General features: G+C 45.4%; 22 protein-coding genes and 1 riboswitch. All 22 genes read right to left on the bottom strand.

The window, feature by feature from the left end; translation table 11 throughout:
- Nucleotides 1-12: 12 nt before the first annotated feature.
- The 22 genes from BUC05_RS02860 to BUC05_RS02760 all read right to left on the bottom strand — a co-directional run bounded on the left by BUC05_RS02860 (nucleotide 13) and on the right by BUC05_RS02760 (nucleotide 25,583).
- On the bottom strand, nucleotides 13-603 hold the full coding sequence (locus BUC05_RS02860; RefSeq protein WP_011246716.1) for a lysophospholipid acyltransferase family protein: 591 nt from the start codon (nucleotides 601-603) through the stop codon (nucleotides 13-15).
- Complete coding sequence (gene cmk, locus BUC05_RS02855) at nucleotides 600-1,277, bottom strand: (d)CMP kinase (RefSeq protein ID WP_035204260.1); 678 nt, start codon at nucleotides 1,275-1,277, stop codon at nucleotides 600-602. The genes BUC05_RS02860 and cmk overlap by 4 nt, the downstream gene beginning before the upstream one ends.
- 166 nt (nucleotides 1,278-1,443) lie before the next feature.
- On the bottom strand, nucleotides 1,444-2,790 hold the full coding sequence (gene ypeB / locus BUC05_RS02850) for a germination protein YpeB (protein WP_011246714.1): 1,347 nt from the start codon (nucleotides 2,788-2,790) through the stop codon (nucleotides 1,444-1,446).
- 18 nt (nucleotides 2,791-2,808) lie between these two features.
- Nucleotides 2,809-3,699, bottom strand: a complete 891-nt coding sequence (gene sleB, locus BUC05_RS02845) for a spore cortex-lytic enzyme (RefSeq protein WP_011246713.1) — start codon at nucleotides 3,697-3,699, stop codon at nucleotides 2,809-2,811.
- A gap of 131 nt (nucleotides 3,700-3,830) precedes the next feature.
- Nucleotides 3,831-7,277 (bottom strand): methionine synthase, encoded by a 3,447-nt coding sequence (metH, locus tag BUC05_RS02840; protein WP_035204123.1) that lies wholly within the window; start codon nucleotides 7,275-7,277, stop codon nucleotides 3,831-3,833.
- Nucleotides 7,274-9,139 carry a bifunctional homocysteine S-methyltransferase/methylenetetrahydrofolate reductase gene (locus BUC05_RS02835; protein WP_035204119.1) on the bottom strand — a complete coding sequence of 622 codons (1,866 nt, stop codon included), beginning with the start codon at nucleotides 9,137-9,139 and terminating at the stop codon, nucleotides 7,274-7,276. The genes metH and BUC05_RS02835 overlap by 4 nt, the downstream gene beginning before the upstream one ends.
- 11 nt (nucleotides 9,140-9,150) lie before the next feature.
- The gene (locus BUC05_RS02830) at nucleotides 9,151-10,257 is read right to left on the bottom strand and encodes a methionine biosynthesis PLP-dependent protein (RefSeq protein WP_073304047.1); all 1,107 of its coding nucleotides are present in this window, start codon (nucleotides 10,255-10,257) and stop codon (nucleotides 9,151-9,153) included.
- 83 nt (nucleotides 10,258-10,340) lie between these two features.
- Nucleotides 10,341-10,440, bottom strand: a riboswitch (SAM riboswitch).
- Nucleotides 10,441-10,575: 135 nt separating this feature from the next.
- Nucleotides 10,576-10,740 (bottom strand): hypothetical protein, encoded by a 165-nt coding sequence (locus BUC05_RS21405; protein WP_011246709.1) that lies wholly within the window; start codon nucleotides 10,738-10,740, stop codon nucleotides 10,576-10,578.
- A 111-nt stretch (nucleotides 10,741-10,851) separates the two neighbouring features.
- The gene (gene prsW / locus BUC05_RS02825; protein WP_035204116.1) at nucleotides 10,852-11,499 is read right to left on the bottom strand and encodes a glutamic-type intramembrane protease PrsW; all 648 of its coding nucleotides are present in this window, start codon (nucleotides 11,497-11,499) and stop codon (nucleotides 10,852-10,854) included.
- A gap of 86 nt (nucleotides 11,500-11,585) precedes the next feature.
- On the bottom strand, nucleotides 11,586-12,545 hold the full coding sequence (locus BUC05_RS02820; RefSeq protein ID WP_035204115.1) for an asparaginase: 960 nt from the start codon (nucleotides 12,543-12,545) through the stop codon (nucleotides 11,586-11,588).
- Nucleotides 12,546-12,550: 5 nt separating this feature from the next.
- Complete coding sequence (locus BUC05_RS02815; RefSeq protein ID WP_035204113.1) at nucleotides 12,551-13,519, bottom strand: YpdA family putative bacillithiol disulfide reductase; 969 nt, start codon at nucleotides 13,517-13,519, stop codon at nucleotides 12,551-12,553.
- An 89-nt stretch (nucleotides 13,520-13,608) separates the two neighbouring features.
- Nucleotides 13,609-14,865 carry a Glu/Leu/Phe/Val family dehydrogenase gene (locus BUC05_RS02810; protein ID WP_035204112.1) on the bottom strand — a complete coding sequence of 419 codons (1,257 nt, stop codon included), beginning with the start codon at nucleotides 14,863-14,865 and terminating at the stop codon, nucleotides 13,609-13,611.
- A gap of 87 nt (nucleotides 14,866-14,952) precedes the next feature.
- Complete coding sequence (locus BUC05_RS02805; protein ID WP_011246704.1) at nucleotides 14,953-15,969, bottom strand: LolA family protein; 1,017 nt, start codon at nucleotides 15,967-15,969, stop codon at nucleotides 14,953-14,955.
- Nucleotides 15,966-17,384, bottom strand: coding sequence for a sensor histidine kinase (locus BUC05_RS02800; protein WP_041823796.1), 1,419 nt, complete (start codon nucleotides 17,382-17,384; stop codon nucleotides 15,966-15,968). Before BUC05_RS02800 ends, BUC05_RS02805 begins: the two co-directional genes overlap by 4 nt.
- Before the next feature lie 20 nt (nucleotides 17,385-17,404).
- Entirely contained in the window at nucleotides 17,405-18,091 is a 687-nt protein-coding gene (locus BUC05_RS02795; RefSeq protein WP_011246702.1) for a response regulator transcription factor, read from the bottom strand.
- Nucleotides 18,092-18,229: 138 nt separating this feature from the next.
- The gene (locus BUC05_RS02790) at nucleotides 18,230-18,832 is read right to left on the bottom strand and encodes a genetic competence negative regulator (RefSeq protein ID WP_011246701.1); all 603 of its coding nucleotides are present in this window, start codon (nucleotides 18,830-18,832) and stop codon (nucleotides 18,230-18,232) included.
- 111 nt (nucleotides 18,833-18,943) lie between these two features.
- Nucleotides 18,944-19,855 (bottom strand): MerR family transcriptional regulator, encoded by a 912-nt coding sequence (locus tag BUC05_RS02785; RefSeq protein ID WP_050748971.1) that lies wholly within the window; start codon nucleotides 19,853-19,855, stop codon nucleotides 18,944-18,946.
- Nucleotides 19,856-19,869: 14 nt separating this feature from the next.
- Nucleotides 19,870-20,652 carry a metallophosphoesterase gene (locus BUC05_RS02780; protein WP_035204101.1) on the bottom strand — a complete coding sequence of 261 codons (783 nt, stop codon included), beginning with the start codon at nucleotides 20,650-20,652 and terminating at the stop codon, nucleotides 19,870-19,872.
- A gap of 146 nt (nucleotides 20,653-20,798) precedes the next feature.
- Complete coding sequence (locus BUC05_RS02775) at nucleotides 20,799-21,986, bottom strand: M20 metallopeptidase family protein (RefSeq protein ID WP_035204099.1); 1,188 nt, start codon at nucleotides 21,984-21,986, stop codon at nucleotides 20,799-20,801.
- Between the two features lie 288 nt (nucleotides 21,987-22,274).
- Nucleotides 22,275-23,336 (bottom strand): lysylphosphatidylglycerol synthase transmembrane domain-containing protein, encoded by a 1,062-nt coding sequence (locus BUC05_RS02770; RefSeq protein ID WP_011246697.1) that lies wholly within the window; start codon nucleotides 23,334-23,336, stop codon nucleotides 22,275-22,277.
- Nucleotides 23,329-24,366, bottom strand: a complete 1,038-nt coding sequence (locus BUC05_RS02765; protein ID WP_011246696.1) for a glycosyltransferase family 4 protein — start codon at nucleotides 24,364-24,366, stop codon at nucleotides 23,329-23,331. The genes BUC05_RS02770 and BUC05_RS02765 overlap by 8 nt, the downstream gene beginning before the upstream one ends.
- Nucleotides 24,363-25,583, bottom strand: a complete 1,221-nt coding sequence (locus BUC05_RS02760; protein ID WP_011246695.1) for a glycosyltransferase family 4 protein — start codon at nucleotides 25,581-25,583, stop codon at nucleotides 24,363-24,365. Before BUC05_RS02760 ends, BUC05_RS02765 begins: the two co-directional genes overlap by 4 nt.
- Between the last annotated feature and the right edge of the window lie 523 nt (nucleotides 25,584-26,106).

Genomic DNA, 26,106 nt, shown 5'->3' with positions numbered 1-26,106 from the left:
ATGAAGGACGTTTTATGATAGATCTTGATAGTGATCCTTCAGCTTTTGAATTTCATCCATGATGATTTCAGTGACTTCCTTTGCTGAAGTGCGGTTCGCCCGGTGCTCTTCCATCGAGATTGGCTTTCCATAAACGAGGGTAACACGGCCCCTCATTTTGTAAGGGCCAATAATGGCACACGGGACAACATGGGCGGTGCTTTTTAAAGCAAAAAAACCAGCGCCCGTCAGCCCCTTCCCGATCTCACCAGTTTTAGAGCGCGTTCCTTCTGGAAAGATGCCTACCATGTCCCCAGATTTTAAAATATCTAAAGAAGTGCGGAGCGATTGTTTATCGCCACCGGCGCGATTGACTGGAAAAGCGCCTAGCTTTCTCAGCAGCGTTTTCAAAACAGGTACTTTAAACAGCTCTTTTTTAGCCATGTAACGTACTGGCCGTTTGATATAGGCACCTAGCAAAGGCGGATCATTGTTGCTTATATGGTTTGCACAAAGCAACACCGCACCTTCGTCTGGGATGTTTTCTTTCCCGTAAATACGAACTTTGAACAGCGCATTTAAGTAAAGGCGGCAAACGGCTTGTCCAAATTGGTAAAGTGTCATTGGCGCGAATGCTCCTTTACTAAATCAAGAATCGTCTCAACGACTTCATCAATTCCCATGCTGGTCGTATCGACGACTTGTGCGTCGGCTGCCTGCTTAAGGGGAGCGATCGCTCGTGTTGAATCAAGTTCATCACGCTTAGCAATATCTTTTTTTAGTTGTTCGAAGTCCGACGGGAGCCCTTTTTCCAATTGCTCAAGATGGCGGCGTCGAGCCCGTTCTTCGACTGAAGCAGTCAAAAACACTTTTACATTGGCATCTGGAAGCACGTGAGTTCCAATATCGCGCCCGTCTAGTACGGCGTTTTTCGATTTGGCAAGCTCCTGCTGCATCGCCGTCATACCTTCCCGTACTTCTCGGTGGCTCGCTACGAGCGACACATTGCTGTTCACTTCGTTTGTGCGAATCGCTGCGGTAATGTCAGCGCCGTTCCAAAAAACAGCTGTCCCTTCATTGGATGATTCCAAACGCAGCTCGCTTTTTTCTAGAAGTTTGCCGAGCGCTTTCCCGTCGTGCAAATCAATGCCCTCAGCTAACGCCGCGAATGTGATCGCCCGATACATGGCCCCAGTATCAATATATAGAAAACCTAATTTTTCAGCTGTTTTTTTGGCCACTGTGCTTTTTCCGGCGCCAGCAGGTCCATCAATTGCCACATTAAATCCTTTTGCCATAAGTTCACAACACTTTCCTGCATTCTCTTTCTTACGATACGACAAAGCAGCAGACTTTTCAATCCTAACGTTCACTTCCCGTATCTTTCTTTTTATTATCTCATAATTTGCATAAATGGCAAGCACGAGACGAAAAAAAGACTCTCTTTCCAGAGAGCCTTCTGAATCAATATTCTGGTTCTGAATCCTTCATTCGTTCGACTTTTTCTTCTTCGCCTGTCAACGCATTAATGAAAATTCGGTATGTGTCGTTATCCCTTGTTCCGTAAAATTCATAAACAAACACTTCTTCATTAATGTCATTTTCAATGACGGCAAGGTGGTCTTCTTGGATTTCGACATGTTTATTGACTTTGGCTTGCGCCTCTTCTTTTGTCAATTTTGGTTCTGGGATTTGCCTGTCTTCTTGATGGTGGATCAGATGGCCACGGCCGACATAAGATATAACGTCCCCGTCATCTAAAGCTACTTCAATCATGACGTTATCCGGGTATATGCGGACTCCGTCTTGGACATAGGCAAATTCGAGAACGCCGACGTTGTCGTATTGCGTGCTTTCAACAAGTTGCATGCCTTCTTTGCCGCCACGCTCAAGAAAGTTTTGCGCTTTATTGACCGCTTCATTCAAACTGATTTTCGCTTTATCAATTTGCCGGTCTTGCAAAAACCAAATCGGTTCGCCGCCTTCAACGCTCATATCCATATCATAGTTGGCTTGGTTATCAGGGTCATCAATCGAAAGAGAATAAGCTGGATATTCTAGCGCCTTTGGCGAATCGTTGATTTGCACGCTCGTGCCTTCGCCTAATTTTAAATAATCAAGCGCTCGTTGCTTTGCTTCCTCTTTTGAAATCTTTTCTTTTCCTGCCAACGCCTCTTTTAGCTCACCATTTAAGTTGCGAATCGCTGAATCAGTAGCGCCCCATTCTACTTCACTAAACCCTTGCACCGATTTATTTAGTCTTTCAAAATGGCCAGCAACCGATGATGATTGGGTTGGCTCGTCTTCTCGCTGTTCATCATTTTGAGCGAGCCATTGCATACCTCCTTGCATAACAGTTGCCTGTGTTTTTCTCATTGATTCCCTAATGGAACTTGCTTGCTCATACAATTGGGTCAATGTCTCATATTCTTTGTCCGTCAGCGGCTCCTTGTTTAAGTCACGGACAGACGTACGGTAGGTAAAATCGCCGATTTTAAACAAATATTTTTCCGTGTCGTCCATGTTTAACTCTTGAACAGGCAGTTCAGCCAAACTCTTCTCGGCAAGGCTCGTCACTCGCCAAACATCAGCCAGTGAAGGCGTCAATTGCCTTTGTGTGTTCATCGCAAGTGTCTTGCCAAGTTCGTCTTCAATTTGGTCAATATGGTAAGTCAAATCATGAAATGCTCGCTGGTACGTATTGTTCGCTGTAATTTGCAGCTGGTTTTTTTCTTGCTTTTGCTGGTAGCCCCAAACGCCTGTGCCAACTACTGCAACGGCTAAAGCAGCGATTAAAAGATTGCGAAACATGCAAATAGCACCTCCGTTTTAATAGCAGAATATATGTTTGCCAATCCGTTTAATTTGTGGCCGCGACCAAATCCAATCTGATGTCGCTGTATCTGGATTGAAATAATAAAGCGCATTGTTGGTCGGGTCTTGCCCATTTAACGCATCAAGCACAGCTTGCCTTGACGTTTCATCTGCGCCTAAGTTGATTTGCCCATCAGCTACCGCCGTAAAAGCGCGGTCTTCATATATGACGCCAGCGACTGTATCTGGGAAAGTTGCTGAATTTAAACGGTTGACAATCACTGCTGCCACCGCGACTTGTCCTTCATAAGGCTCACCACGGGCCTCGCCATACACTGCCTGAGCCATCAGTTGAATATCATTCGATGAATAACCTGAAGGCACATTGTTTGCTTTTTCAATAATCGGTTCTTGTTCATTTCCAGTTTCAGGCTGATTCGGAGCTGGCTGCTGTGCCTCGCCACCTTTTGCTGCTTCCTTTTTTTGTTTTTGCTTATCTGCAGAACCTTTTGGCCCTTTCTGGATGTCTTTTGGTGTGCCGCCATAGTGAGAAAACTTTCTGCCCTCGTTCAGTGCTTTTGTCACAAAGGCTTTATCGTAGTCGGTTGTGCTTGCCAGCTTTGCTTTCATGTCGTCTCCGACCAATCCATCAATTTCAAGCCCATATTCGTACTGATAATGCCGCACAGCCCAGTACGTCCCCCAACCGAAAACACCATCAATTTTGCCATTATAATACCCTACATACTGCAAACGAGATTGCAATTCGACGACATCGTCGCCTGTTGCCCCTTTTTGAATGACTTGGTCACTAAAGGCATCAACCATTTCGTTGTTAAAAAAAAGAACCGCAAACGCTAAAGTTGCACCGAGAAGGCACCGAGCGATTCGCTTTGTTCGAAACATATTTTCGTTCCTCCTTATGCCCACTTTTTTGTGGGGAAATTGGTCGTTACTGCTAGTCTTTGTTTTGCTGGGGTGTTTTTATGCAAAAAAAACAGACGCAAATCCGCTTTCGCTCATTTGCGTCTGTTTTCTTATAAGCTTCCTACATTAAAATAACGGGCTTCAGGATGAGAAAATACAAGCGCTGTGACAGATGCTTCTGGTTCCATCATGTACCCATCGGTCAATTCGATACCAATTTTTTCTGGACGAAGCAATTGAAACAACTTGGCTTGGTCCTCTAAATTTGGACAGGCAGGATAGCCAAACGATACGCGGATGCCTTGGTACTTCGCTGCAAAACGTTCGTTCATTGTAAAATCAGCGCCATCTGGAAACCCCCACCGATCACGCATTTGCTCGTGGACGCGTTCCGCCAAACCCTCAGCTGTTTCTAATGCAGCCGCTTGAATTAAATGGCTATACAAATAATCGCCTTTTGCTTTTGCCGCTTCTGCTGCCTCACGCACACCAGCTCCAGCAGTAACCGCTAAAAACCCAACATAATCAACCCCTTCGCCAACAGGGCGGACATAATCTGCCAAGCATAAGAACGGAGCTTGCGTTTGCCGTGGAAACGCAAAGCGTTCAAGTTCACGGCCAACATCATAAGGATCAAAAATCACGAGCTCATCGCCATCGGCATTAGCAGGATAGAAACGGTATATCGCATTTGCCTGTAACGTTTTCTTCGTTTTCGCCTCTTGGAAGAACGCATCAACTTGGGCTTTTAGACTCGTGGTGCGTTGGTCTTTCTCAGCAAGCAGGCGGCTCACTTTCCCTTGGATACCAAGATGACGGCCAAGAAGCATTTGCATATTCACATATGGGTAAATATGGTCGATTTTATAATCACGGATTATATGCTCATCAAGGTCGGTTGGTTTAAAGACAGCATGATGATGGGCGATATCCGACTTTTCCCTCTTAGCAAGCGTCGGCGCTTTCGTTTTTCGCTGATCATTAAACTCCGCTTTTTGTTGTCTTGCCGTAGCTAGTTCAAGGGCAAGTTCATTTCGCCCTTCTGGAGTAGTAAGGCGATTGGCAAGCTCTAAACCGTTCATTGCATCTTTTGCATAAACGACTAATCCTTCGTATTCAGGAGCAATCCGTGTATCCGTAAATTTTTTCGTTAAAGCAGCCCCACCAACGAGAATCGGGATGTCCACATGTTGTTGCCGTAAGTCTTGCGCTGTTAACACCATTTGCTGGGCGGATTTAACAAGCAGCCCTGACAACCCAATGGCTGTTGGCTGTTCTTTTTTAATCGCATCTAACAATTCATTCGAGGTAACTTTAATACCAAGATTGACGATAGAAAAACCGTTATTGCTCAAAATAATGTCGACAAGGTTTTTGCCGATGTCATGAACATCTCCCTTAACCGTAGCGAGCAAGATCTTGCCTTTTCCTTGTTCTTGTTCGCTTTTTTCCATATGTGGTTCAAGATAAGCAACGGCCGCTTTCATGACTTCTGCACTTTGCAACACTTCTGCAACGATTAATTCATTGGCGTTAAACAGCCGGCCAACTTCATCCATGCCCGCCATCAGCGGTCCATTTATAATGGCAAGTGGCGTGTCATACAGGCGCAAAGCTTCAGCTAAGTCTGTCTCAAGTCGTTCTTTTGTCCCTTCGACAATATAGGCAGCGAGTCTCTCTTCTAAGGACATGTTTGCATACTCGACTTTTTTCTCAGTTTTCTTCCCACGATAAAAATCAGTAAACGCCGCCAAATGGGCATCATTCGTTTGAAACAACAGCCGATCGGCTAGCTGTTTCTCCTCATCAGGAATGCTCGCATAACGTTCCAGCTTTTCGGTATTGACAATCGCATAATCAAGCCCTGCTTGTGTACAGTGATACAAAAAGACTGCGTTTAAAACTTCACGGCCAACTGGCGGAAGGCCAAAAGAGACATTCGAGACTCCTAAAATCGTTAGGCATTGGGGCAGCTCTTTTTTTATAAGGGCAATCCCTTCAACGGTCGCTGCTGCCGAGCCCATGTATTGTTCGTCTCCTGTTCCTACAGGAAACACAAGCGGGTCAAAAATGATGTCATGAGGCGGAATGTTGTACTTTTCGGTTAACAGCTTATACGATCGCTTCGCCACGGCCAATTTTCTTTCCGCTGTGACAGCCATCCCTATTTCATCAATAGTTCCTACTACAATGGCGGCGCCATACTTTTTCACAAGTGGCAGCACTGCGGCAAATCGCTCTTCGCCATCTTCTAAGTTAATGGAGTTAATAATCGCCTTTCCTTGGGAATAGGTAAGCGCTCGTTCGATGACCGCTTCATCAGTAGAATCAATCATTAGCGGCACTTTGACTTTGTTGACGACATAGTTCAGAAAAGCAGCCATGTCCTCTTGCTCGTTTCGATCTGGATCTGCTAAGCAAATGTCTATGACGTGTGCCCCACGCTTCACTTGAGCTCTTGCGATTTCCGCTGCTTGTTCATATTCCCCTTCTTCAATCAGCCGTTTAAATTTCCGTGAGCCAATTACATTTGTACGTTCTCCAACGAAAAGCGGGCGCATCGAGTCGTCATACAACAACGGCTCAATCCCTGATACAGCATGGGTTTGACGTGTTTTCGCCTTGCGGGGCGGGTACTTCTTGATCACTTCAACCATTTTTTTAATGTGGGCAGGCGTCGTCCCACAGCAGCCGCCAACTACATTTAACCAACCTTTGGCAGCAAATCCTTCAAGTTTTTTCACAAGCGAATCTGGTGTCTCGTGGTAAACACCATCTTCGTCGGGCAACCCAGCATTTGGGTAACAGCTCACATTCGTTTCAGCAAGTTCTGCGAGGGAGCGAATGTGGTCGCGCATGAACTCCGGCCCAGTTGCGCAATTTAAGCCAACGACGGCTGGCTTCATATGTTCAAGCGACAAATAGAAGGCCTCCACTGTCTGTCCCGCCAACGTCGTACCCATCGGTTCAATCGTTCCCGATACCATGAGTGGCAACGTTCGCCCGGTACGTCTGAATGCCTCGCTTATCCCAAGATACGCGGCTTTAACATTGCGCATATCTTGGCTCGTTTCCAGCAACAAAACGTCACAGCCTCCATCAATTAAAGCACGGGCTTGTTCTTCGTACGCTTCAATTAGTTCTTGGAATGTCGTCCCCCCAGTTACAGACAATGACTTTGTCGTCGGGCCCATCGCTCCAGCAACGAAACGGGGTTTTTCTGGTTTTGATGCGCGATCCGCCTCGATCCGGGCTAGTCGAGCGGCTTCCTTGCTAAGGTCATAGGCTAAATGGGCAAGGTCGTAATCCGCAAGAACGATGCTCGTAGAACCGAACGTATTGGTGGAAATAATGTCTGCCCCTGCCTCTAAATATTTTTTATAAATGTCAGATACAATATGAGGCGCCGTTTGATTTAAATACTCATTGCAGCCTTCATATGCTTCTCCACCAAAATCGGCTGCGGTCAAGTTTGCTTCTTGCAACATCGTCCCCATTGCTCCATCTAGCACAAGGATCGATTGCTTTAGCTGCTTTTCAAATAGAGATTCTGTCATATTCGTTCGCCTTCCATCGTGTGGTTTATCGGGTTCGCTATCGCTCGGCAATGGGTGGCAAGTGCTGCAGTTAATTCATAACGTAAAAACGGTGTGACTAAATACAAGCCGTTAAAATAGGCACTAGCTGCGTCTGCTAGCTCCATCGCAATTTGCAAGCCTTCTTGCTCGGCTTTTTCTTTGTCGTTTCCACATGCCGCCATCCGTGCTCTTGTCTCGTCGCTCAATGTCATTCCTGGCACTTCATTATGAAGAAACTCCGCATTGCGGCTGCTTGTTAGCGGCATAATGCCAACAAAAATCGGCACAGGCAAATGCTTCGTTGCGTCATACAATTGTTCAAATTGTTGTTCATCGAAAATGGGCTGTGTCAGAAAATAATCAGCGCCAGCTTCGATTTTCTTTTCTAAACGTCGCACCGCTTTATCAAGATGCTTAACATGGGGATTAAACGCTGCCGCTGTCGAAAAAGTTGCTTTACTGCCAAGGGAGTTTCCAGAGAATGAAATCCCTTCATTCATTTGCTTAATTAAAGGCAACAATTTTAACGAAGATACATCATATACAGATGTTGCTCCGGGAAAATCACCGATCTTGCTTGGATCGCCAGTGATAACAAGTAAATCATGAAGCTCCGCTAGATGGAGCCCCATTAAGTGTGATTGCATGCCAATCAAATTGCGGTCACGGCATGTTAAGTGGACAAGGCTACGCAACCCTAACTGTTCCCTTACTAACATCGCCAACGTTTGGTTGTCAACACGAGGATTAGCAAGAGAATTGTCGGCAAGCGTTAACGCATCTACCCCTGCCTCTTTTAACGCTTTGGCTCCTTCCATAAATTTCGCAATCGTTAATTTTTTCGGCGGATCAAGTTCAACAATAATTGTTTGTTTGCGCCTTGCCAATTGGTCCAACGGCTCACTGAGCCGCTCTCCCCTTCCTGGTCCTTCCTCCTGAAGTTGGCTTGGTCGCCTGACAATGAGCGAGCGTGTTTTCGGCGTGTTCGTTTCCACTGCTTTGGCGATCGCGGCAATATGTGCAGGCGTTGTGCCACAGCAGCCGCCAATCAAATGGACGCCTTGTTCAATAAACGCCCCTGTCATTTCATAAAAGTAATCGGTATTGGAAGCATAAACAAAGCGCCCGTCCCGGTAACCTGGCAAACTGGCATTTGGATAGCAAGCAAGTGGAAAAGCTGACGATAATTCAAGCTGTTCCAAAGAGCGGAGCATATGATAAGGGCCCATACGGCAATTGATTCCTAAAACGTCCGCTCCTAATTCATGCAGTTGCTCGAGCGCTTCACCTAGGGGAATGCCGCCATTTAAGACGCCGATATCGCCCATCGACACGTTCATAATAATCGCCTTGTCTGTAAGACGCCTTGCCAGGGCTACTGCTTCTTTTGCCTCTTCAAAATCATAAAACGTTTCAAACAATAACCCGTCAACGCCTGCTTCCAAGAGGGCCGTTATTTGTTCAAGTAAAGCAGCTGTAATCACCTTGTTTTCCGTATCTTCATGGAGGAACCCGCGAATCCCGCCGATTGTGCCAACTAACGCAAGCTGTTCGTTGTTGCCAATCGCTTTTTTCGCAATGCCGACGGCGGCGCTATTGATGTCTGCCACACTTTCGTTTAATCCATATTTTTTAAGTTTGACGGCATTTGCTGCATACGTATTGGTTTGTAGCAGTTTCGCACCTGCCTCAATATACGATCGATGCACATGGTAAACAGCGTCTGGCTGGGAAAGGTTTAATTCTTCGTAACATAAATCAAAACCTTGCTCGTATAAAAGCGTGCCCATAGCCCCATCTCCAACGATTAAGCTCGTTTTTAACTTATCGCGAAGTTCCATCGTATTCCCTCCTAGGATTTTTTAGCGGCCGCAATTGCTTGCAGCAAATCAGCTACAATATCTTCTCCGTTTTCAATGCCGACTGAGAAACGGAGCAATCCGTCATCCACTCCATTTGCAAGTCTGATCTCTTCTGGAATATCAGCGTGCGTTTGTGTTGCTGGATATGTCATTAAACTTTCGACACCACCGAGGCTTTCCGCGAACGAAATTAATTGCAAATGTTTTAGCAACGGATTGACCCAAGCTTCGTTTTGAACACGAAACGACAGCATTCCGCCTCTCCCAGGATAAAGCACGTCTACAATGCCCTCTGTTTGCTCCAATGCCTGCACCACTTTTTTAGCGTTTTCCTCATGCTTGGCCATCCGCAATGCCAATGTCTTCATTCCTCGAATAAGCAGCCAAGAATCAAATGCACCTAAAATACCGCCAGCACCATTATGATAATAAGCGAGCCGTTCACAAAGATCGGCTCCTTTCGCAACGATAAGCCCAGCAACGACATCGTTATGGCCTCCTAAGTACTTTGTCGCCGAATGGATCACGATGTCTGCTCCTTCCGTTAGTGGCTTCTGCAAAAGCGGCGTATAAAATGTGTTATCGACAATGAGCAGCAAATCGTGTTTTTTGGCGAGAGCAGCCAGCGCTGGAATCGAGGCTTCCTGCATAAGTGGGTTAGTCGGCGTCTCGATAAAAATGGCTTTCACGTTAGAATGAATGGCTTGTTCGACTTCTTGCAAATTCCGTGGATCCACATATGTAAAGGACACGCCCCACCTTGTCCAGCCTCCTTCAAACAGACGGTACGTACCGCCATATAAATCTTTCGAACAGATGATCCCATCGCCTTGCTCAAACAACGAAAGCACAATTTGAACAGCAGCCATGCCAGAGCTAGTCGCAAATCCGCGCTCACCTTCTTCTAATTCCGCAATCGCTTTTTCGAGCACGTCCCTTGTCGGATTGCCTGTACGGGCATAATCATACCCAGTCGATTCGCCAATACCTGGATGGCGATATGCTGTTGAAAAATAAACAGGCGTGTTTACTGCGCCAGTAGGTTCATCGCGGCGATTGCCAATTTGCGCTAATATGGTTTCAGCTCGTTTTTCCATTCTAGTTCCCCCCAATGTGTTCTATTGCCAAACAAAAAACCCTTCTCCAAGATTAGAAGAAGGGATTGCTTACGTGCATGCTTCTCTTATCTTGCAGATAAACTGCTGGATTTAGCACCTGACCATGGTTGGCTGGTTGCTGAAGCTTCATTGGGCCATTCCCTCCACTTCTCTTGATAAGAACCTATTCAATTGTTGAACACCATTTATAAGTTTCTTCCACTTTACCGCAACTTTCACGCAAGTGCAACCATTATTTCAGTGCCACTCTCTCCATCGTTTATAACGCGAAAAAAAAATCGCCACTAATGATGGCGATTATTCCGGGTTTGCTTCAACAATCAATTGATCTTCATTTCCGCAGACGCACTGTTTAAACCCGGTCTCGTATTCACCTTGCTCATTGCGCTTGCCGCGCAAAATGTATTTCTCCCCACATACAGGGCAGCGAATGACGATGCGATAGCGGTTGGCTGTAGACATAATTGAATCCCCCTTCGTGTTAAATGTTCGCTTACACAGTGAAACGGCTTTTAGGCTGTAGACAAACGCTCGCATACAACATCGTTTGACAAGCGTATCGGTCTTGTGATTTTAAACAGTAAAACGGCTTGCTTTTTTCAGCTTCCATATCGCGAGAAGCCAAAGAATGACCATAAATGGAATCATCGCATAAAGGACGTAATGGCCAAAGCTTGATAAAATAAAATCATATCCGCCATGCAATAGGATTGGCAGAATCGCCCCAAGGAGTAAAAACACTTTTTTATGGTCTTCTTTGTACTTCGCTTGTCCAATGTAATAGCCCATCACAATCCCGTAAACAGCATGTGCCGTTGTTGGCAAAACAGTTCGTGGGATAGCTGCCTCTAACCCATAAGCGATCATGTATAAGCCATTTTCAACTGTAGCAAAGCCAAGGGAGACGGAAACACCGAACAAAATGCCGTCCCCTGGGCGCTGAAGCTGTCCATGTTGGTAGGCAAATACAAACAACATGAGCCATTTTAACCCTTCTTCCAGAAACCCGTAAAGCAAAAACGCTTTAGCCGCTGGATGGGGAAAGACATTTTCTTCAGTAAAGGCAAACTGGATCACCAAAATCGGCACGACTAGCAGTGCGCCGATAATGAAAATCCGGAGAACGAGAAACATTTTTGCTTTGCTGTATACATCGCGCAAATAGACATATGAAAACAATGCCATGGCCGGAGCCAGTGCAGCTAGAACAAGGGATACCATGGCTGACCGCCTACTCTCTTTGGTTCGCTAATAGAACATTCCTTTTTTCTAGTATAAAACCGGCTTGTTCCGATCAGCAAGCGCCATCACGTAAACCCAGCTGCTAGTTCCTTGTTCGCTGCCAGCATGACCATTGCTTTAATCCGTGCTTTCTTGCTGTCATAATCGGAGCCGAGAATAACGCCCATTTGTTCGAGTTGGTGGGCACTTCCTTTGTAGTCATACGTTGGGTATACTTTCCCTTCTTCTGAGGCGGTCGTCACAATGATTGGCTTCTTGTTGGCAACCGCTCGTTCCAACGTAGCTACTAGGTTTGGAGGAACTTGGCCGCGGCCAACGCCTTCAACCACCATCCCGTCGCATACTGCAATCATCCCTTCCAGCATGTCTGCGCTCATGCCTAAATAAACTTTAGCAATGCCAATTTGTTTAAGAGGCGTATTGCCAATTTCATAAAACTCCCGGCGAACAGGCTTTTGATACGTAAAAATCACATCGTTGTCTATAATTCCTAAATAGCCGAAACCAAAGGCATTGAACCCTTGCAAATTGGAGGCATGCTCTTTTTTGACATAACGGGCTGCAAAAATCCGCTCGTTAAACACGACGACACAGCCAGTGTGCTTTAAATCAGGTTCACAAGCAGCATAAATGGCATGACGCAAATTCATAAACGCATCACTGCCTGTTTGCTCTGGTCCCCGTTGAGAACCTGTGACGATTATGGGACGCTCGTCTTTGTTCGTTAAGTCTAAAAAATAAGCTGTTTCTTCAAGCGTATCTGTGCCGTGTGTGACGACAATCCCGTTAATCGTCTCGTCTGCAAAAGCACGCTCTACTTCATGCTTTAACAACAGCCAATCGGCGAGTGTCATATGAACGCTTGGCTTTTGCAATACAGAGCGCACGCTTACATGGATGTCTTCCGGCAAACCACATAGCTTTGCCAACTCTTCTCCAGAAAGTTCACCAGCAACCAATTTGCCGCTTTCGCTTGTAGTGCTTGCAATCGTGCCTCCAGTTGTCAGCAACATCACATGGCGCATATTCATCACTCCATTTCGATTCTGCGCGCAATTGCTTGTGCAATCAAAGGGCCGTGGAGACGACCATTTTCAATAAAAATTTCATTAGCATTGTTTCCAGCAGCAATGACGCCGGCGATAAAAATGCCTTCCACATTTGTTTCCATCGTTTGCTCGTCATATACAGGCCGTCCTGTTGCTTCATCGACATGTACACCAAGACTGCGAATAAAGGAGTGATCAGGGTGATAGCCCGTCATCGCAAACACAAACTGCGCTTTAGCTTTGTGCTCTTGTTTCCCTATCCGGTAGTGTACGTGGCTATCCGTAATCTCATACACATCGGCATGAAAGGCCAATTTGATCTTTTCATTACGCACAAGGGACACAAGCTCTGGCAAAATCCACGGCTTTACGCTTGCCGAATAATCGCTGCCCCGATAAAGCATAGTGACGCGGGCACCCGCTTTTTCTAACTCAAGCGCCGCATCAACAGCCGAATTTTTGCCACCTATCACAACCACATCATGGTCAAAATAAGGATGGGCTTCTTTAAAATAGTGCATCACATGGCTTTTATCTTCACCTGGTATTCCCATCATATTGGGAGAATCATAATAGCCTGTGGCCACAATCACATGCTTCGCATCAAGTGTTCCTTTTGTCGTCGTCACTTCAAATGAACGATCAGCCCGTTTTACTACACGGAGCACTTTTTCAAATGCACGAATGTGGAGCCTTTTTAATTTTGCTACATTCCGATAATAGACAAGCGCCTGGTTCCTCCGGGGTTTGCGGTCCTCCACAATGAAAGGGACGCCGCCTATTTCTAAGCGTTCGCTTGTACTGAAAAAGGTTTGGTGCGTTGGATAGCGGTAAATTGAGTGGACAATGTTCTCTTTTTCCACAACAACAGCAGACAACCCCTTTTCTTGACATGCAATTGCCGCAGCAAGGCCACAAGGGCCGCCGCCAATAATGACTGCATCTACCACATTCCTCACCTCATCAAAACATTCAAAACCCTTGTCCTCAAAGGCAACTTTGGACAAGGGCACTTATTTTCTCATCATAGTATAGCAGATCAAACCCATCCACGGAACCGAGAAGCTTCGGCCATGCGTCTCACACCGACCATATAGGCAGCGAGACGCATGTCGACTTTACGACGTAAAGCAAGGTTGTAAATGTTGTTAAACGCTTCCGTCAGCACTGTCCGCAACCGACCTTCGACTTCTTCATCCGTCCAGTAGTAGCCCTGGTTGTTTTGCACCCATTCAAAGTAAGAGACCGTTACGCCCCCAGCACTTGCCAAGACATCAGGCACAAGCAAAATGCCCCGTTCTGCAAGGATTTGCGTGGCCTCAAGCGTAGTCGGGCCATTAGCTGCTTCGACGACAATCGCTGCTTTTAACTTGCCTGCATTGTGTGAGGTGATTTGGTTTTCAATTGCTGCCGGAACCAAAATATCACAATCTTTTTCTAATAGCTCCTCATTTGTAATCGTATCTTTAAATAAATTTGTTACTGTCCCGAAACTATCGCGGCGATCAAGCAAATAGTCAATATCTAAACCTTCTTCTGCATAAAGAGCGCCATATGCATCGGCAATTCCCACTACTAATGCCCCTGCGTCGGCCATAAACTTCGCCAAAAAGCTCCCTGCATTGCCAAACCCTTGAATGATGACGCGCGCCCCTTCAAGGTCAATTCCTTTCTTTTTTGCCGCTTCCATGATGCAAATCGTCACACCTTTTGCAGTCGCTGCCTCTCGGCCATGTGACCCCCCGAGCACAAGCGGCTTTCCCGTAATAAAATTGGGTGAGTCAAATTCGCGAATTCGGCTATATTCATCAAGCATCCACGCCATGATTTGCGAATTGGTAAAAACATCTGGCGCAGGAATGTCTTTTGTCGGGCCAACAATTTGGCTAATCGCGCGGACATAGCCACGACTTAGACGTTCCACTTCTCTAAACGACATCTGCCTTGGGTCGCAAACAATGCCTCCTTTTCCTCCACCGTATGGCAAGTTGACAATGCCTGCTTTTAAACTCATCCAAATCGACAGCGCCTTGACTTCTTTTTCACTAACATCTGGATGAAACCGTACGCCTCCTTTTGTCGGACCAACAGCGTCATTATGTTGGGCACGGTAGCCTGTAAAAATTTTCGTTGATCCATCATCCATTCTTACAGGAATACGGACGGTCAACATCCGTACAGGCTCTTTAAGTAGTTCATACATTTCATCTGGATAGCCTAGTTTTTTTAGCGCCTTATGTATAATGGACTGAGTCGCTGCAAGAACATCTAATTTATCCTCTTGGTTTTCGTCCATCTTTTCCACCTCTTTGGAAGTCAGCTGCTCACATCTTTATCTTAATGAAATGCTCACATAATTGCCATCCTTTTTTCTAAAAACCAATTAGTCTTCTGAAACAAGTTCCATGCCTTCAATCAGTTCGACTGCCTGTTGTTGCGACCAATCCCTCATCGTGAACAGTTCATAGAGAAGCCCGTCTTCCGTCCAATTTGCATAATGACTTGACGGTTCCCAATTAAAATGGACCTCAATGCCACGAACGGGCTCCGTCTCACTTTCGCCAATCCATTCCAAACCGTGGCTTTTTGAGACGGTCAGTCCAATTTCTTTGCCTTCGCTATCGACATACGACGCAACCACAGAAGCATCCTCACTGCCGCCGTCATACAGCTCAATGTTTTCCAGCTTCAAGCCGTTTACCTCGTTTGGCAAGCGTAGCGATTTGTCAAAGGCGTCAGCTAATTCGTTTTTCTCTATTTGGACAGGTTCCTCTTCACTTACTAAAACAAATCCATCTTCCTCCACATCAAACCAACCCTCAGGAAAGTCAGGCTTAAAACGAACCTCGACGGCTTCCCCTGCCACGACTTGATCAGAGTATGTATACACCGTCTTTAGTTGGAGGTACGTTTTCTTGTCGACCCATAACTCCGCTTCCAAGACGTGGTCAGTCTCAGAATAAAAATGGAGTTTAAACACATCCCGTTTTAAAAAGCGTTCGCCTTCAACAACTTCGATCTCATGGTTTTTCAACAAATAATTCACTTCATCAAGCAATGCTTCTTTTGGAGTAAGCGGGTTCATCGCTTCTTCTGCGTTTGCTTCGTAAATTAATTTTGATTCATAGTCTTTTTCATAAATATGGCCATCAACATATAAAGAAGTGGACAACAGTTGGCCGTCTTGGGCAAAGTCGACCCGTTGCGTTTGCTCGTCTTTTGCATAGACCGACTCGCTGTAGCCATCATCAAATTCTTTAATGAGCGTATAAGGAACAAACTTTTCTTCTCTTGCAAGGGCTTGTTCTAGCACCTCTTCAGCATTGATGCTCATAAAGCTGCACCCGCCTGTAAACAACAACCCTGTTATAGCCGCTAAAAAAAGCGGTTGCCGTTTCATTCATTTCCCCCCTCAGTTTTTATGCACGGAATGGAAAAGAAAAACGTACTTCCATGTGGTGGCGACGAATAGACATCAATTGTGCCTCCATGTTGATGAATCAGCTCCCGGCAAATAGACAGTCCTAAGCCTACCCCCTTGTCGTTTGTTTGGCTTCTCGCCTGTTCTACTTGAAAAAACGGGTCAAAGAGCTGGCGTTGTACGCCACTTGGGATGCCTTGTCCTTCATCTTTAACAAAAATATAGAGTCGCTGTTCATTTGTCCGTTCCACGAATGGTGGCAAACAAGACTGCTTGTTTGTTGCATACAAGGAAATCGCTCCTCCTTCAGGCGAATAGCAAATGGCATTGGTAACCAAATTGTCCATGACTTGAACAAGGCGGCCTGCATCTGCATCGACTTCAGCCGGCTCTATCTCCATGCTCGTACTTAACCTTAGCTGCTCTTTTTCAAGGTCGTAGCCATCAAACAACAATTCGACAAGCTCTTCTGCATCGACTTTTTTTAACGACAAACTAAAGCTCGTTGAATGAACTTGGGAGAAAATCAGCAAATCTTCAATCAATCGTTGCATATACTCAGTCTTTGCTAAAATAACCTTGCTGTACTCTTCCCTTTTGTCAGGGTGGGCGTTCATCCCTTCCGCATACGCACGTATCGATGTTAAAGGCGTCCGTAAATCATGTGAAATCGCCGCAATCAGCTTTTTGCGATCTTCGTCATCACTTTGTTTTTGGGCATCAATTGCACGCAAATGCGCTGCCATGTTCGCAAAATTGTCCATCAGTTGGCCAACTTCTGTGCGGCCACGCTTCACTGGAGTCGTACGATTTTGTTTCCCATAAGCCACTTCGTCCATTTCCGCTTTCATCCAAGCAAAAGGAACGAGCATATTCCGTTTAAACCAGTGCTGGACAATGAAAAGCGTGATACCTACCGTTATAAGGAAAAACAGGATCGTCAGCATGTAGACTTCCTTCGTTTCCTTGCGTATGCCGCTTTTGTCAAAGTGAAGCTCAAAGTAGCCTGCAATTTGGTCTTGCAAAAAAATCGGCTCCTTGTAAATGTAGGCCGAATCACTTGATTGCCAACTATACAAATTGCTGAACATGGCCTCTGGCGTAAGGTGGGTGGCAAATCCCCCTTCCTCAGAGGAGCTTTGGAATTGCAAAGCCCGATCCTTTGAATAAAGACCTAACTGGACGTTTTCATGTTGTTTGAGCGCCAAGCGGCCAAGCTCCTTTGCCGAGCCATCAAACATTTGTGCATTCTGATTTAGCGTTCGGCTTATGCTTTTAGCGACAATCATCGATTCTAAATGGTTACTTGACTCTTCTTTCGCCACACGGTTTAGTTGGTATGAAAATAAGCTTGTCGCGATAAACGGGACAAGCGCGGTTGCGAGCAAGAGCAAGTTTAACTGCCCCCTAAGCTTCATCGGTTCCCAAGTCCTATAAATTTATAACCAACGCCCCATACCGTTTCTATGTATTTCGGATGCTTCGTCCCGTCTTTTAATTTGTGTCTGACATTTTTCACATGGACTGTAACCGTCCTGCTGTCAAAGCCATCGCCATTCCATACTGCTGCGTACAGCTCTTCTTTTGTAAAAACGCGCCCTGGGTGGTTGGCTAAAAACAGCAGCAGTTCAAATTCTTTTGCTGTAAGAGAAATCTGCTCGCCACGGGCGAAAACACGCCTGCCTTTTATGTCGATTTCTACATCTATAAATTGAAGCCTGTCTTCTTGCTGTGGGTACGACCGTTCATAACGGCGAATTTGCGCTTTCACCCTTGCCGTTAGTTCAAGGGGGCTAAATGGCTTTGTCACATAGTCGTCTGCGCCTAACCCGAAACTTTGGACTTTGTCGAAATCAGTTTGCTTTGCACTAACAACAATAATGGGCACTTCTGAACTGGCACGAATTTTCTCACACAAAGCAAACCCATCCATTTTCGGAAGCATCAAATCGATTAATACAAGCTGGTACGCACCTTCACAAAAGGCATGGTAGCCGCTTTCCCCATCAGCTTGCCATACGACTTTAAAGGATTCCCTCTCTAAATACTCTTTCACAATCGTTGCAATTGATCGATCATCTTCGATTAACAATATTGCCATAAACCGTTCTCACACTCCTAAAATGCTACCCCTTATCAAACCAAGGTTTCATTTCGTTTGATGCTTTTCGCTCAAGTACTTGTTATTTTTGTTTACGAAAAAAGCAGCGAAAGGTTTCATGCCTTTCGCTACACCTAGCTACGTTTTCAGATAAAAAATCCGATAAAGCTGTTCAATCGCTTGTGCCGGCATTAACGCTTTTCCATATTCGCAAATACGATGGAAAGAGGTCGTTGCCGGGCTGCCAAATTCTGATAAAATCGCTATAAGGGCTGCTTCATTCACTTCTTCAAGCTCTGCTTCGTTAAACTTTAAGTAGAAGCGCGTTTGATAGGAATGCAATTCGCCGCCTAGCATGTCAATGGCATGTAGACGAGATGCGAGACCAATGACATCTTCAAACGAAGAAAATTCATAAAAAACTTCGTCGGTCTCGTCTAAAGTCAATTGCATTTCAATGAATCCTTCTTCATAGTCTTCGGCATCATACTCGTCAGCAGGGTCGCCTTTCGTAATAATAAAGACCATGCCCTGCGCTGGCATCGCAAACACTTCAACCGCAATCGGCCCATCGATTTTAAAACCTAGCTCGTCATCTGCTTCCAGCATCATATCCCGGAATAAGTCATGGACTTTCGGAACATCTTGCCACAAGTCTTCTTTTGTAATCCCTCTTTCGTCCATATCATCATAGGTTAAAAAAACCTTAAATTTATCGATTGCTAAACGCTCTAAGCGCATACCAGCCCCTCCTTTATGCCCGTATGGTTCTCTCGCGCGTATCTATACGATACGGTATGTGGATACGCAAAAGATGGTTCTCAAAATCATTATTTTTCCTAAATCCAATTTTTAAGGTTGCAGCATTCGTTCAACCCAAATTTCCCAGTCTGCTCTTGACTTGCCGATGAACATCGTCTCACAGTTTGCTTTCTTGTTGTCAGGGAGCTCGGGAAACCCTTTTCCAAGCAACCCTATTTTCGTGTTAGGCTGTTTTTTTATCACTTGTTTCAACCAGTCCTCAGCAGCCTGCATATTCTGTTCGTCTCTGCAAGAAACTGCAACAAGAATAGGCGCGCATTGCTGCACAACCAATTCTGCATCTTCAACAGAAATTCCTGTCCCAAAACAGATTGTGCTAAAGCCTTTCCGTTTCAAATAAAAGGCAAAGATCCTTAACGGCAAAGCCGATTGTTCATGAGGGCCGCAAAACAACAAAATTTTTTGCTTCGACTTGTCAGCAGGTAGCACCATTGCCAAATTTGTGATTTTCGCCTCCATGGCTCGTACAGCATATTGTTGATGAGCAAGTGTAATCGTTCCTTGCCTTCTTTCCTGTTCAAGCATGTCGTAGGCGATGCTGAACAGTTCAATCGCCACACGTTCCATCGAATACATACTAAAAGCGCGGTTCAGCCATTCTTGGGCTTGTTCTTCGTCAAAGGCGAGCAAAGCTTTTAGAAAATCCGTGGCAAGGTGGCTTATATAGCTCGAATTATCCGTTGCTGTACTCCATTCCCCGCTCGCTTTGTCAGCCTCTTTTAGTTCAACGGCTTGTTTAATGGAAAATCCTTCATTGACTTTTTCAATTAGCCAGCGGAGCACGGCAATGTGTTCGTCTGTATACAAACGATGGCCGCTTTCGTTCCGATCCGGGTTAATCGCCTGGTATCGCCTTTCCCACGCCCTTAACGTTCCCGGGTGAATCCCTAATTTCTTGGAAACGGCCTTTATGTTATACTTCCCATCTTTAGAGGTCATCATCCTGCCTTTGCCCCCTATTCCTCCACCTTTGCTGTGCTTGGTTTGATCGTAATCGCATGAACTTCAGGCGCCGCGCCCAAACGAAGGGGCACAGATGTCGTTCCATACCCATTGCTCACGAGTTTCAAAAATCCGCCTTCCTGTACAAGTCCGCCTTTTTTCTCTAAGCCGAAACCAAAGACACGGATTTGCCCGCCATGCGTATGTCCACAAAGCATCACGTCCACATCCCTCCCATGTAGGGAATGGCTTACATTTGGGTAATGGCAAAGGACAATTGTATAAGTGTCCTGTTTGTCGGCAAAAAGCTTGTCCAGTTCTTCCTCGCTATAGTCTCTGTCGCTAAGTCCAATGATTGTGACAGGAGTTTCCTTTATCGTTATCGTTGTTCGTTTATTGTCTAAATAGCTTACGCCATATTTATGAAGGCTTGCAGCAAGCCATTGTTGATCGACTTCATCGTCATTGTTGCCTCGCACAAAATAAACAGGCGCCAATTCAACTAATTTTTGTAAGTTCTCTTCAGTCCGTGCTTTTGGAGCAGCTCTCTCTGTTAGATCTCCACCGATCAATACCGCATCGCAACGCTCTCTCGCCATATCCAATATTTCATCGGCAATTCGCCGCCGGTGGATATCCGAAATAAACAAAAGCTCGATTGGATCTGCTTTTGTTGGGATTTTCGTGCTTGAGAAAGTGTGGAAGCGGACATTGTTTTCTTGGGCTTGTCTCACCATATGCATCGCCAAGGCGCCCCCAGCAAAAGCAACAGCGGTTTTTATCCAGAATTTCCACATTTCCATTAAGCTCCTTGTCATTCGAAAAGTATAGTTGTATCATACCACATTCCTGCCATAATTGCCTTATTTGGCAACTTTTCTCGGCCAATTGTTCGCTTGAACAAAACGAACAAAAAAACGGAGGCTTATGATTCGCCTCCGTGTTACTTTTTATCTCCAGTGCCTAAGAAGGATAAAGCAGCTGCGCCTAGGTGTTTGGCGGCCACAAGCATAGCCCGCTCGTCAATATCAAACTTAGGGTGGTGGTGAGGATAAACGATCCCCTTCTCCTCATTTCCAGCACCAGTGAAAAAGAACGCGCCTGGAACACGTTGTAAATAATAAGAAAAGTCTTCTCCACCCATAACAGGCTCGATTTCATGCAACTTTTCTGCTGGGTGAAACGATGCCGCTGTTTCCATTAAAAGTTCCGTCATTTTACTGTCATTCACAACAGCTGGATACCCTTTTGCGTAAGTAAACGAATAAGTCGCTCCGCTCGCCTCGCATACCCCTTTGATCGTTTCTTCCATACGGGCAATTAATTGGTCTTGTACGTTTTCACTAAACGTCCTTACCGTCCCTTCTAATTTCGCCGTATCGCTAATGACGTTGAAAGCACCTCCGGCGTGGAAAGAAGCGATTGTGACAACTGCCGGTTCTAAAGGGTTGACATTGCGGCTCACTAGCTGTTGGAGCATCAGCGCTACAGACGAGCCGACCATGACAGCATCGACTGTTTCATGGGGAAGAGCTCCGTGCCCGCCTTTTCCTTGTATATTTACTTCAAAGCGGTCTGAAGCAGCCATCAAACGGTCATATGAATAGCCAACTTCCCCATAAGGAAGAGGGCTCCACAAATGGGTGCCAAAAATGGCGTCCACCCCATCTAAACAACCATCTTCAATCATTGCAATCGCACCGCCTGGGGCAAATTCTTCTGCAAATTGATGGATGAGAACAACCGTCCCTTCTAACTCATCACGCATCGCCACAAGCGCTTTTGCCAATACGAGCAATGTAGCGGTATGGCCATCATGGCCGCAAGCATGCATTTTCCCAGGAATTTTCGAAGCAAACGGCAGCCCTGTTTCTTCTTGGATTGGCAACGCATCAAAATCAGCCCGCAATGCTACTGTTTTGCCTGGTTTTTTGCCTTTGATCGTCCCGACGACACCACGTCCCCCTACTTGTGTGCGCACGTCAATACCAAGATTTTGCAAATAGGAAGCAATTTTTCTTGGTGTTACTTCTTCTTCAAAGGCCAGTTCAGGCTCAGCATGAAAATCCCGGCGCAATTCCACCATTTCTGGGTAAAGTGATTCAAGTTTTTTAAACAACGACTCTTGCACCGACACCCCTCCTCATTTATGTACAAAAAAGGTACCCTAAAAGGATACCATCAAATAAAACATACTGCCTTAATCAGAGTTCTGGGACATTTTCAAAAGCATAAACGCCATCGAAACCGCCACAGCAATGGCAGTTAGACCGATGCCGAGAATTGAAATTAATTGAGACCCGCTCATTCTTGTCCACTCCTTGCTTTATCTGCCTTAAAGAAAACGAATACATCTCCAGTATAGCATAACGGGAGGCGGTTTTGAAAGGCTATCCAACAAGCGCTTATCATTTTCCTGTTACGACCTCTGCCGCCTCCTTATTGATACCCCTTCCACAGCCTTCTCCTTAACTCGCCTAATTTTTTTGCGACTCTCCCCTAATATGAGCACAAAGCCAACTAAGATTGAGCTGTATGACGTAAGGATCCGCCAAAACACGAGTGCAATTAACAATGTTGCTGGCGATACAAAAGACTGGAACAGCCCGCTAAACGTCATCTCAGCCGCACCACTGCCGCCAGGGGTCGGCACAACTGTTGCAAACATGACCACAAACGCATGGAACACTGTGCCAATTAAAAGGGTGATATTCGGCGCACCAAGTGCCTGAAAAATAAAATAAGGCACGCTGAAAAACAGCAATAGTTGTGCAGTAGTTAATAAAGATGTAACCAAGAGAGCACGCTTGCTCCGCACAAGTTGCCTGCTTTTTTCATGAAAATCGACTAACGCCCCGCCTAATTTGATTTTCCATTCAACTGCCTTACGCTTGCTAAAAAAGCGAACAGGGTAGAGAATCCCGTAGGCAAGTTTTTCCGCCAGCTTCCGGTAAAACACGACGAGCAACATCGCCACAATCACAACAACATGGACTCCATAACCAATCAGCATGAGCAGTTTCAACTGTGGCATTGCTTGCGCCAACGCTCCATAGCCTACGATTAAAATTCCGGAAAAGCTTAACACAAGCACGACTTGGAAGACGAGAAATTTCATTAACAAAATCGACGTGGCACTTCCACCAGGCACACCTTTTTTCACTAATACGTAAAGCTGTGCAGGTTGCCCCCCTGCTGCCATTGGTGTAATTTGATTAAACATTTGGCCTATCATTGTGGAATAAAAGCTGTCGAATAACCCCAGCTTTGCTCTTTTTCCGACCATCACTTTTAGAACAGCTGCTTCCAAGAGCCATGACAACAACAGAATAACCGCCGCAAGAGCAAGCCAAGTTAAGTGGGCTTGGCGAATGCCTTCAATAGCTGCCTCCAAGCTAACATTCCGCGCCAGGAAAAACACGCACAGGGCGCCGAGCAAAATGACTAGCGCTAGTTGTAAAAATATTTGTTTCTTATTCATGCACTGGCTCCCTTATTTTGAGGAGGCTTGAATAAAAGGCGTCCCACTCGTTAAGCAAACGTTCTTCTGAGTAGAAGCTTGCCCCTTTTTTAGCTCGTTCGACCGTCTGCTCATAAAAACTGCGGTCGGCCTCCAAACGTGCTATCGTCGCCGCAAACGCTTCGTTCGTTCCAGCCCGCTCATAAAAATCAAATAATATGTTTTCATATAAAGGCAAATCTCTAAGTAGCAACGGCTTATTACAGCTCATTGCCTCTAAAATTGTCATCGGGAACAACTCATGATAAGACGGCGAAAAAAGCAAATCCGCTGCATTGTAGCAATGCTTCATCTCATGGCGTTCAAGGATTCCTGTAAAATGGACATTTTCCGGCGGGTTTTCCACTAGTTTTTTCAACTCGGCATATCCAGCAGTTAACTGCCCAAACGAAAAACCGCCTGCCCAAACGAAATGTATATGTTTAAGGCGTTTGGCGACATCCAGAAAATCCAATACGCCTTTTCGGTGTTGGATTTGCCCTGCACCTAACACGACAAACGCCTGCTCCGGAATATTGAACCGCTGTCTAAACGCGATTCTCTCTTCCTCCGTCCCTTCAGAAAACCCTTCTTTAGACACAAAGTTTGGAATGTAGGATACCCGGTCACGCTCAATTCCATACTGAGCCAACTTGTCGATAAAGGAAGGGTTTACGACAACAAGTCGGTCCATCCGCTTATAAAAGGCGAGAATGTATTTGTAAAACACACGTCGAAAGAAGCGTGGCAACTGCAAGCTATCGTCAACCGTTTCAGGTAAAAAATGAACGTAGCCTACGTTTATGCCTCTTTTCCGCGAGAATGACGCAAGGTAAAACTTTAAGTCAATAGTGTGGTAATGAGTAATATCCGCAGCTTGAAATGTATTCAATTGAAGATCGTATTTATGTTGTGCTTTTCGCTCCAGAACGTTGACTAGTTCCCGGTAGGCAGAGGCGACCCCCTGCCCTTTTACTTTTTCTGCAGACGATAACATTTCGAGTTTAATCATAATGACTGCTCTTTTCGATAAAGGATTGCTTGCCTAAGTTTAGGCGAACTGTTTTCGATTTTTTTGTTTTTGGCGAGCTCAAAATAAGTTTGTTCTACTTTGGCGCCAAACGCTTCTGCGGTTAATGGCTGAATTTGTTTCTTGGCAGCTTTGCGCACTTTCGATAAATGGGATGAGTGCAGCAAACGGCGCAAAAGTGGTCCAAGATCCTCATCTTCTTTAAATACAAAACCAGTTGTGCCGTCTAAGACAATCCGTTTAATACTTGGATCAGACTTGGCCACTACAATGCAGCCTGAAGCCATTGCTTCAATATAGGTAAGGCCTTGCGCTTCAGTCGTCGACGCACTTACGAACAAATCACCTAAATGGTAGTAATGGTGGATCTGGTTCCACTCAACAGCACCAGTAAAGCGGACATGCTCGCTAATTCCAAGGGATACAGCCAGCGCTTCAAGAGACTTTCGGACAGGCCCGTCTCCAACCATCACCGTTTTCACATGATCCAATTCGCTCTCCAATGATTTGATTGCGTACAAGAGCGCCTCCATGTTTTTTTCTTCTGCCATCCGGCCAATGCTAATAATGACTTTGTCACTTTCATTGATCGCAAGTTTTTTCCTTAACGCCAACACATCCACCAAGCTTGCTTCAGAACGTTTAAACTGCTTCACTGAGACGCCTGTCGGGATGACATAAATTGGTTCGCTCACTTTATAACGGCGCAAATAGGTCTTCACTTTTTCCGTAGGTGCAATGACAGCATCAGCACCGCGGCAAAACCATTTTGTTAAACGGCCAACCATTTTCGGAGACAACAGCTTTCCTCGTGCAATGTAATGAACATAGTCTTCATACATCGTGTGGTATGTATGAATGTGAGGAAGCTTACATTTATGTGCAAGATGCTTTCCTAAGCATCCCATTGTAAATTCTGTGTGGGTATGGACGATTTCGATGTTTAGTTCCTTCATCAGTTTTGTCGCTCTGCGTATCCCAGCGTAAGCTAAGCGTCGTTCGGGCACAAATCCAACAGCAAGGCTTGAAAACCGAAAAACCTTCCCCTCCTCCTGTTCTGGATCTGCCGCTTTATCCGTTGAGGTAAAAATGTAAACGCGATGACCCCGGGCGCTCAATTCTTTTTCAAGTGTTGCAATAGACGAAGCCACCCCGCTAATTTGCGGAAAATAGGTGTCGGTAAAGATCCCAATATTCATGTTATTCCTCTTTCCTTTTCTGAAATGGAGCTTACTTTCTCAATAGAACACTAGTAAAGTATAAAGCTTCTTGCCAATAAAAGAAGAAAGATCCCATTTCTTTTTATAAAAATTTTAGAATTAAGCCCATTTCCTTTTCAATCAAAGGCGAATCAATCTTGTTCTAGTGTTCTATTCAAATAGTACACTAATACTATGATATCTGCAAATACATTGTGTCGTTTGCCAGTTTTTTCGCTCTTTAAGTCTGTCTTAAAAGGCTATACCGGCATAAGTGGGCCGAAGTTTCTTTTTGACATCATACACCATATCATCCATTCGCTCTGCTATAACAATTGGTTCAATAGACGCCATCGACGGCCTCTCCTCCTTTTGCCCCGTGTTGCCAGCTTGCCAGTAGCTGTTTATCCCTTCGCTGACTTATTGACTATCGATAACCGATTAAATGCCTTTTTATTTTATCTGTCTCCTTTCACCTCACATACAAACTTTTGTGCTAATAAACGGTCACCCTTACAAACCC

The organism is Shouchella rhizosphaerae (assembly GCF_900142675.1).
In the GTDB taxonomy this organism is placed as follows: domain Bacteria; phylum Bacillota; class Bacilli; order Bacillales; family Bacillaceae_D; genus Shouchella; species Shouchella rhizosphaerae.
The sequence above is the reverse complement of the archived record's forward strand: the minus strand, read 5'-3'. Positions and strand labels throughout refer to the sequence as shown.

Bases quoted from the DNA above. Each gene is read 5' to 3' on its own strand.
- BUC05_RS02795 (WP_011246702.1), bottom strand. From the start codon at position 18,091: ATGGCAATATTGTTAATCGAAGATGATCGATCAATTGCAACGATTGTG.
- BUC05_RS02770 (WP_011246697.1), bottom strand. From the start codon at position 23,336: ATGAATAAGAAACAAATATTTTTACAACTAGCGCTAGTCATTTTGCTC.
- prsW (WP_035204116.1), bottom strand. From the start codon at position 11,499: ATGGTATCCCTTGTTCTAGCTGCACTGGCTCCGGCCATGGCATTGTTT.
- metH (WP_035204123.1), bottom strand. From the start codon at position 7,277: ATGACAGAATCTCTATTTGAAAAGCAGCTAAAGCAATCGATCCTTGTG.
- BUC05_RS02780 (WP_035204101.1), bottom strand. From the start codon at position 20,652: ATGTGGAAATTCTGGATAAAAACCGCTGTTGCTTTTGCTGGGGGCGCC.
- BUC05_RS02760 (WP_011246695.1), bottom strand. From the start codon at position 25,583: ATGAATATTGGGATCTTTACCGACACCTATTTTCCGCAAATTAGCGGG.
- BUC05_RS21405 (WP_011246709.1), bottom strand. From the start codon at position 10,740: ATGTCTACAGCCAACCGCTATCGCATCGTCATTCGCTGCCCTGTATGT.
- BUC05_RS02860 (WP_011246716.1), bottom strand. From the start codon at position 603: ATGACACTTTACCAATTTGGACAAGCCGTTTGCCGCCTTTACTTAAAT.
- sleB (WP_011246713.1), bottom strand. From the start codon at position 3,699: ATGTTTCGAACAAAGCGAATCGCTCGGTGCCTTCTCGGTGCAACTTTA.
- BUC05_RS02785 (WP_050748971.1), bottom strand. From the start codon at position 19,855: ATGATGACCTCTAAAGATGGGAAGTATAACATAAAGGCCGTTTCCAAG.
- BUC05_RS02790 (WP_011246701.1), bottom strand. From the start codon at position 18,832: ATGCGCTTAGAGCGTTTAGCAATCGATAAATTTAAGGTTTTTTTAACC.
- BUC05_RS02820 (WP_035204115.1), bottom strand. From the start codon at position 12,545: ATGCGCCATGTGATGTTGCTGACAACTGGAGGCACGATTGCAAGCACT.
- BUC05_RS02835 (WP_035204119.1), bottom strand. From the start codon at position 9,139: ATGGAACTTCGCGATAAGTTAAAAACGAGCTTAATCGTTGGAGATGGG.
- cmk (WP_035204260.1), bottom strand. From the start codon at position 1,277: ATGGCAAAAGGATTTAATGTGGCAATTGATGGACCTGCTGGCGCCGGA.
- BUC05_RS02805 (WP_011246704.1), bottom strand. From the start codon at position 15,969: ATGAAACGGCAACCGCTTTTTTTAGCGGCTATAACAGGGTTGTTGTTT.
- BUC05_RS02830 (WP_073304047.1), bottom strand. From the start codon at position 10,257: ATGGAAAAACGAGCTGAAACCATATTAGCGCAAATTGGCAATCGCCGC.
- BUC05_RS02765 (WP_011246696.1), bottom strand. From the start codon at position 24,366: ATGATTAAACTCGAAATGTTATCGTCTGCAGAAAAAGTAAAAGGGCAG.
- BUC05_RS02810 (WP_035204112.1), bottom strand. From the start codon at position 14,865: ATGGACGAAAACCAAGAGGATAAATTAGATGTTCTTGCAGCGACTCAG.
- ypeB (WP_011246714.1), bottom strand. From the start codon at position 2,790: ATGTTTCGCAATCTTTTAATCGCTGCTTTAGCCGTTGCAGTAGTTGGC.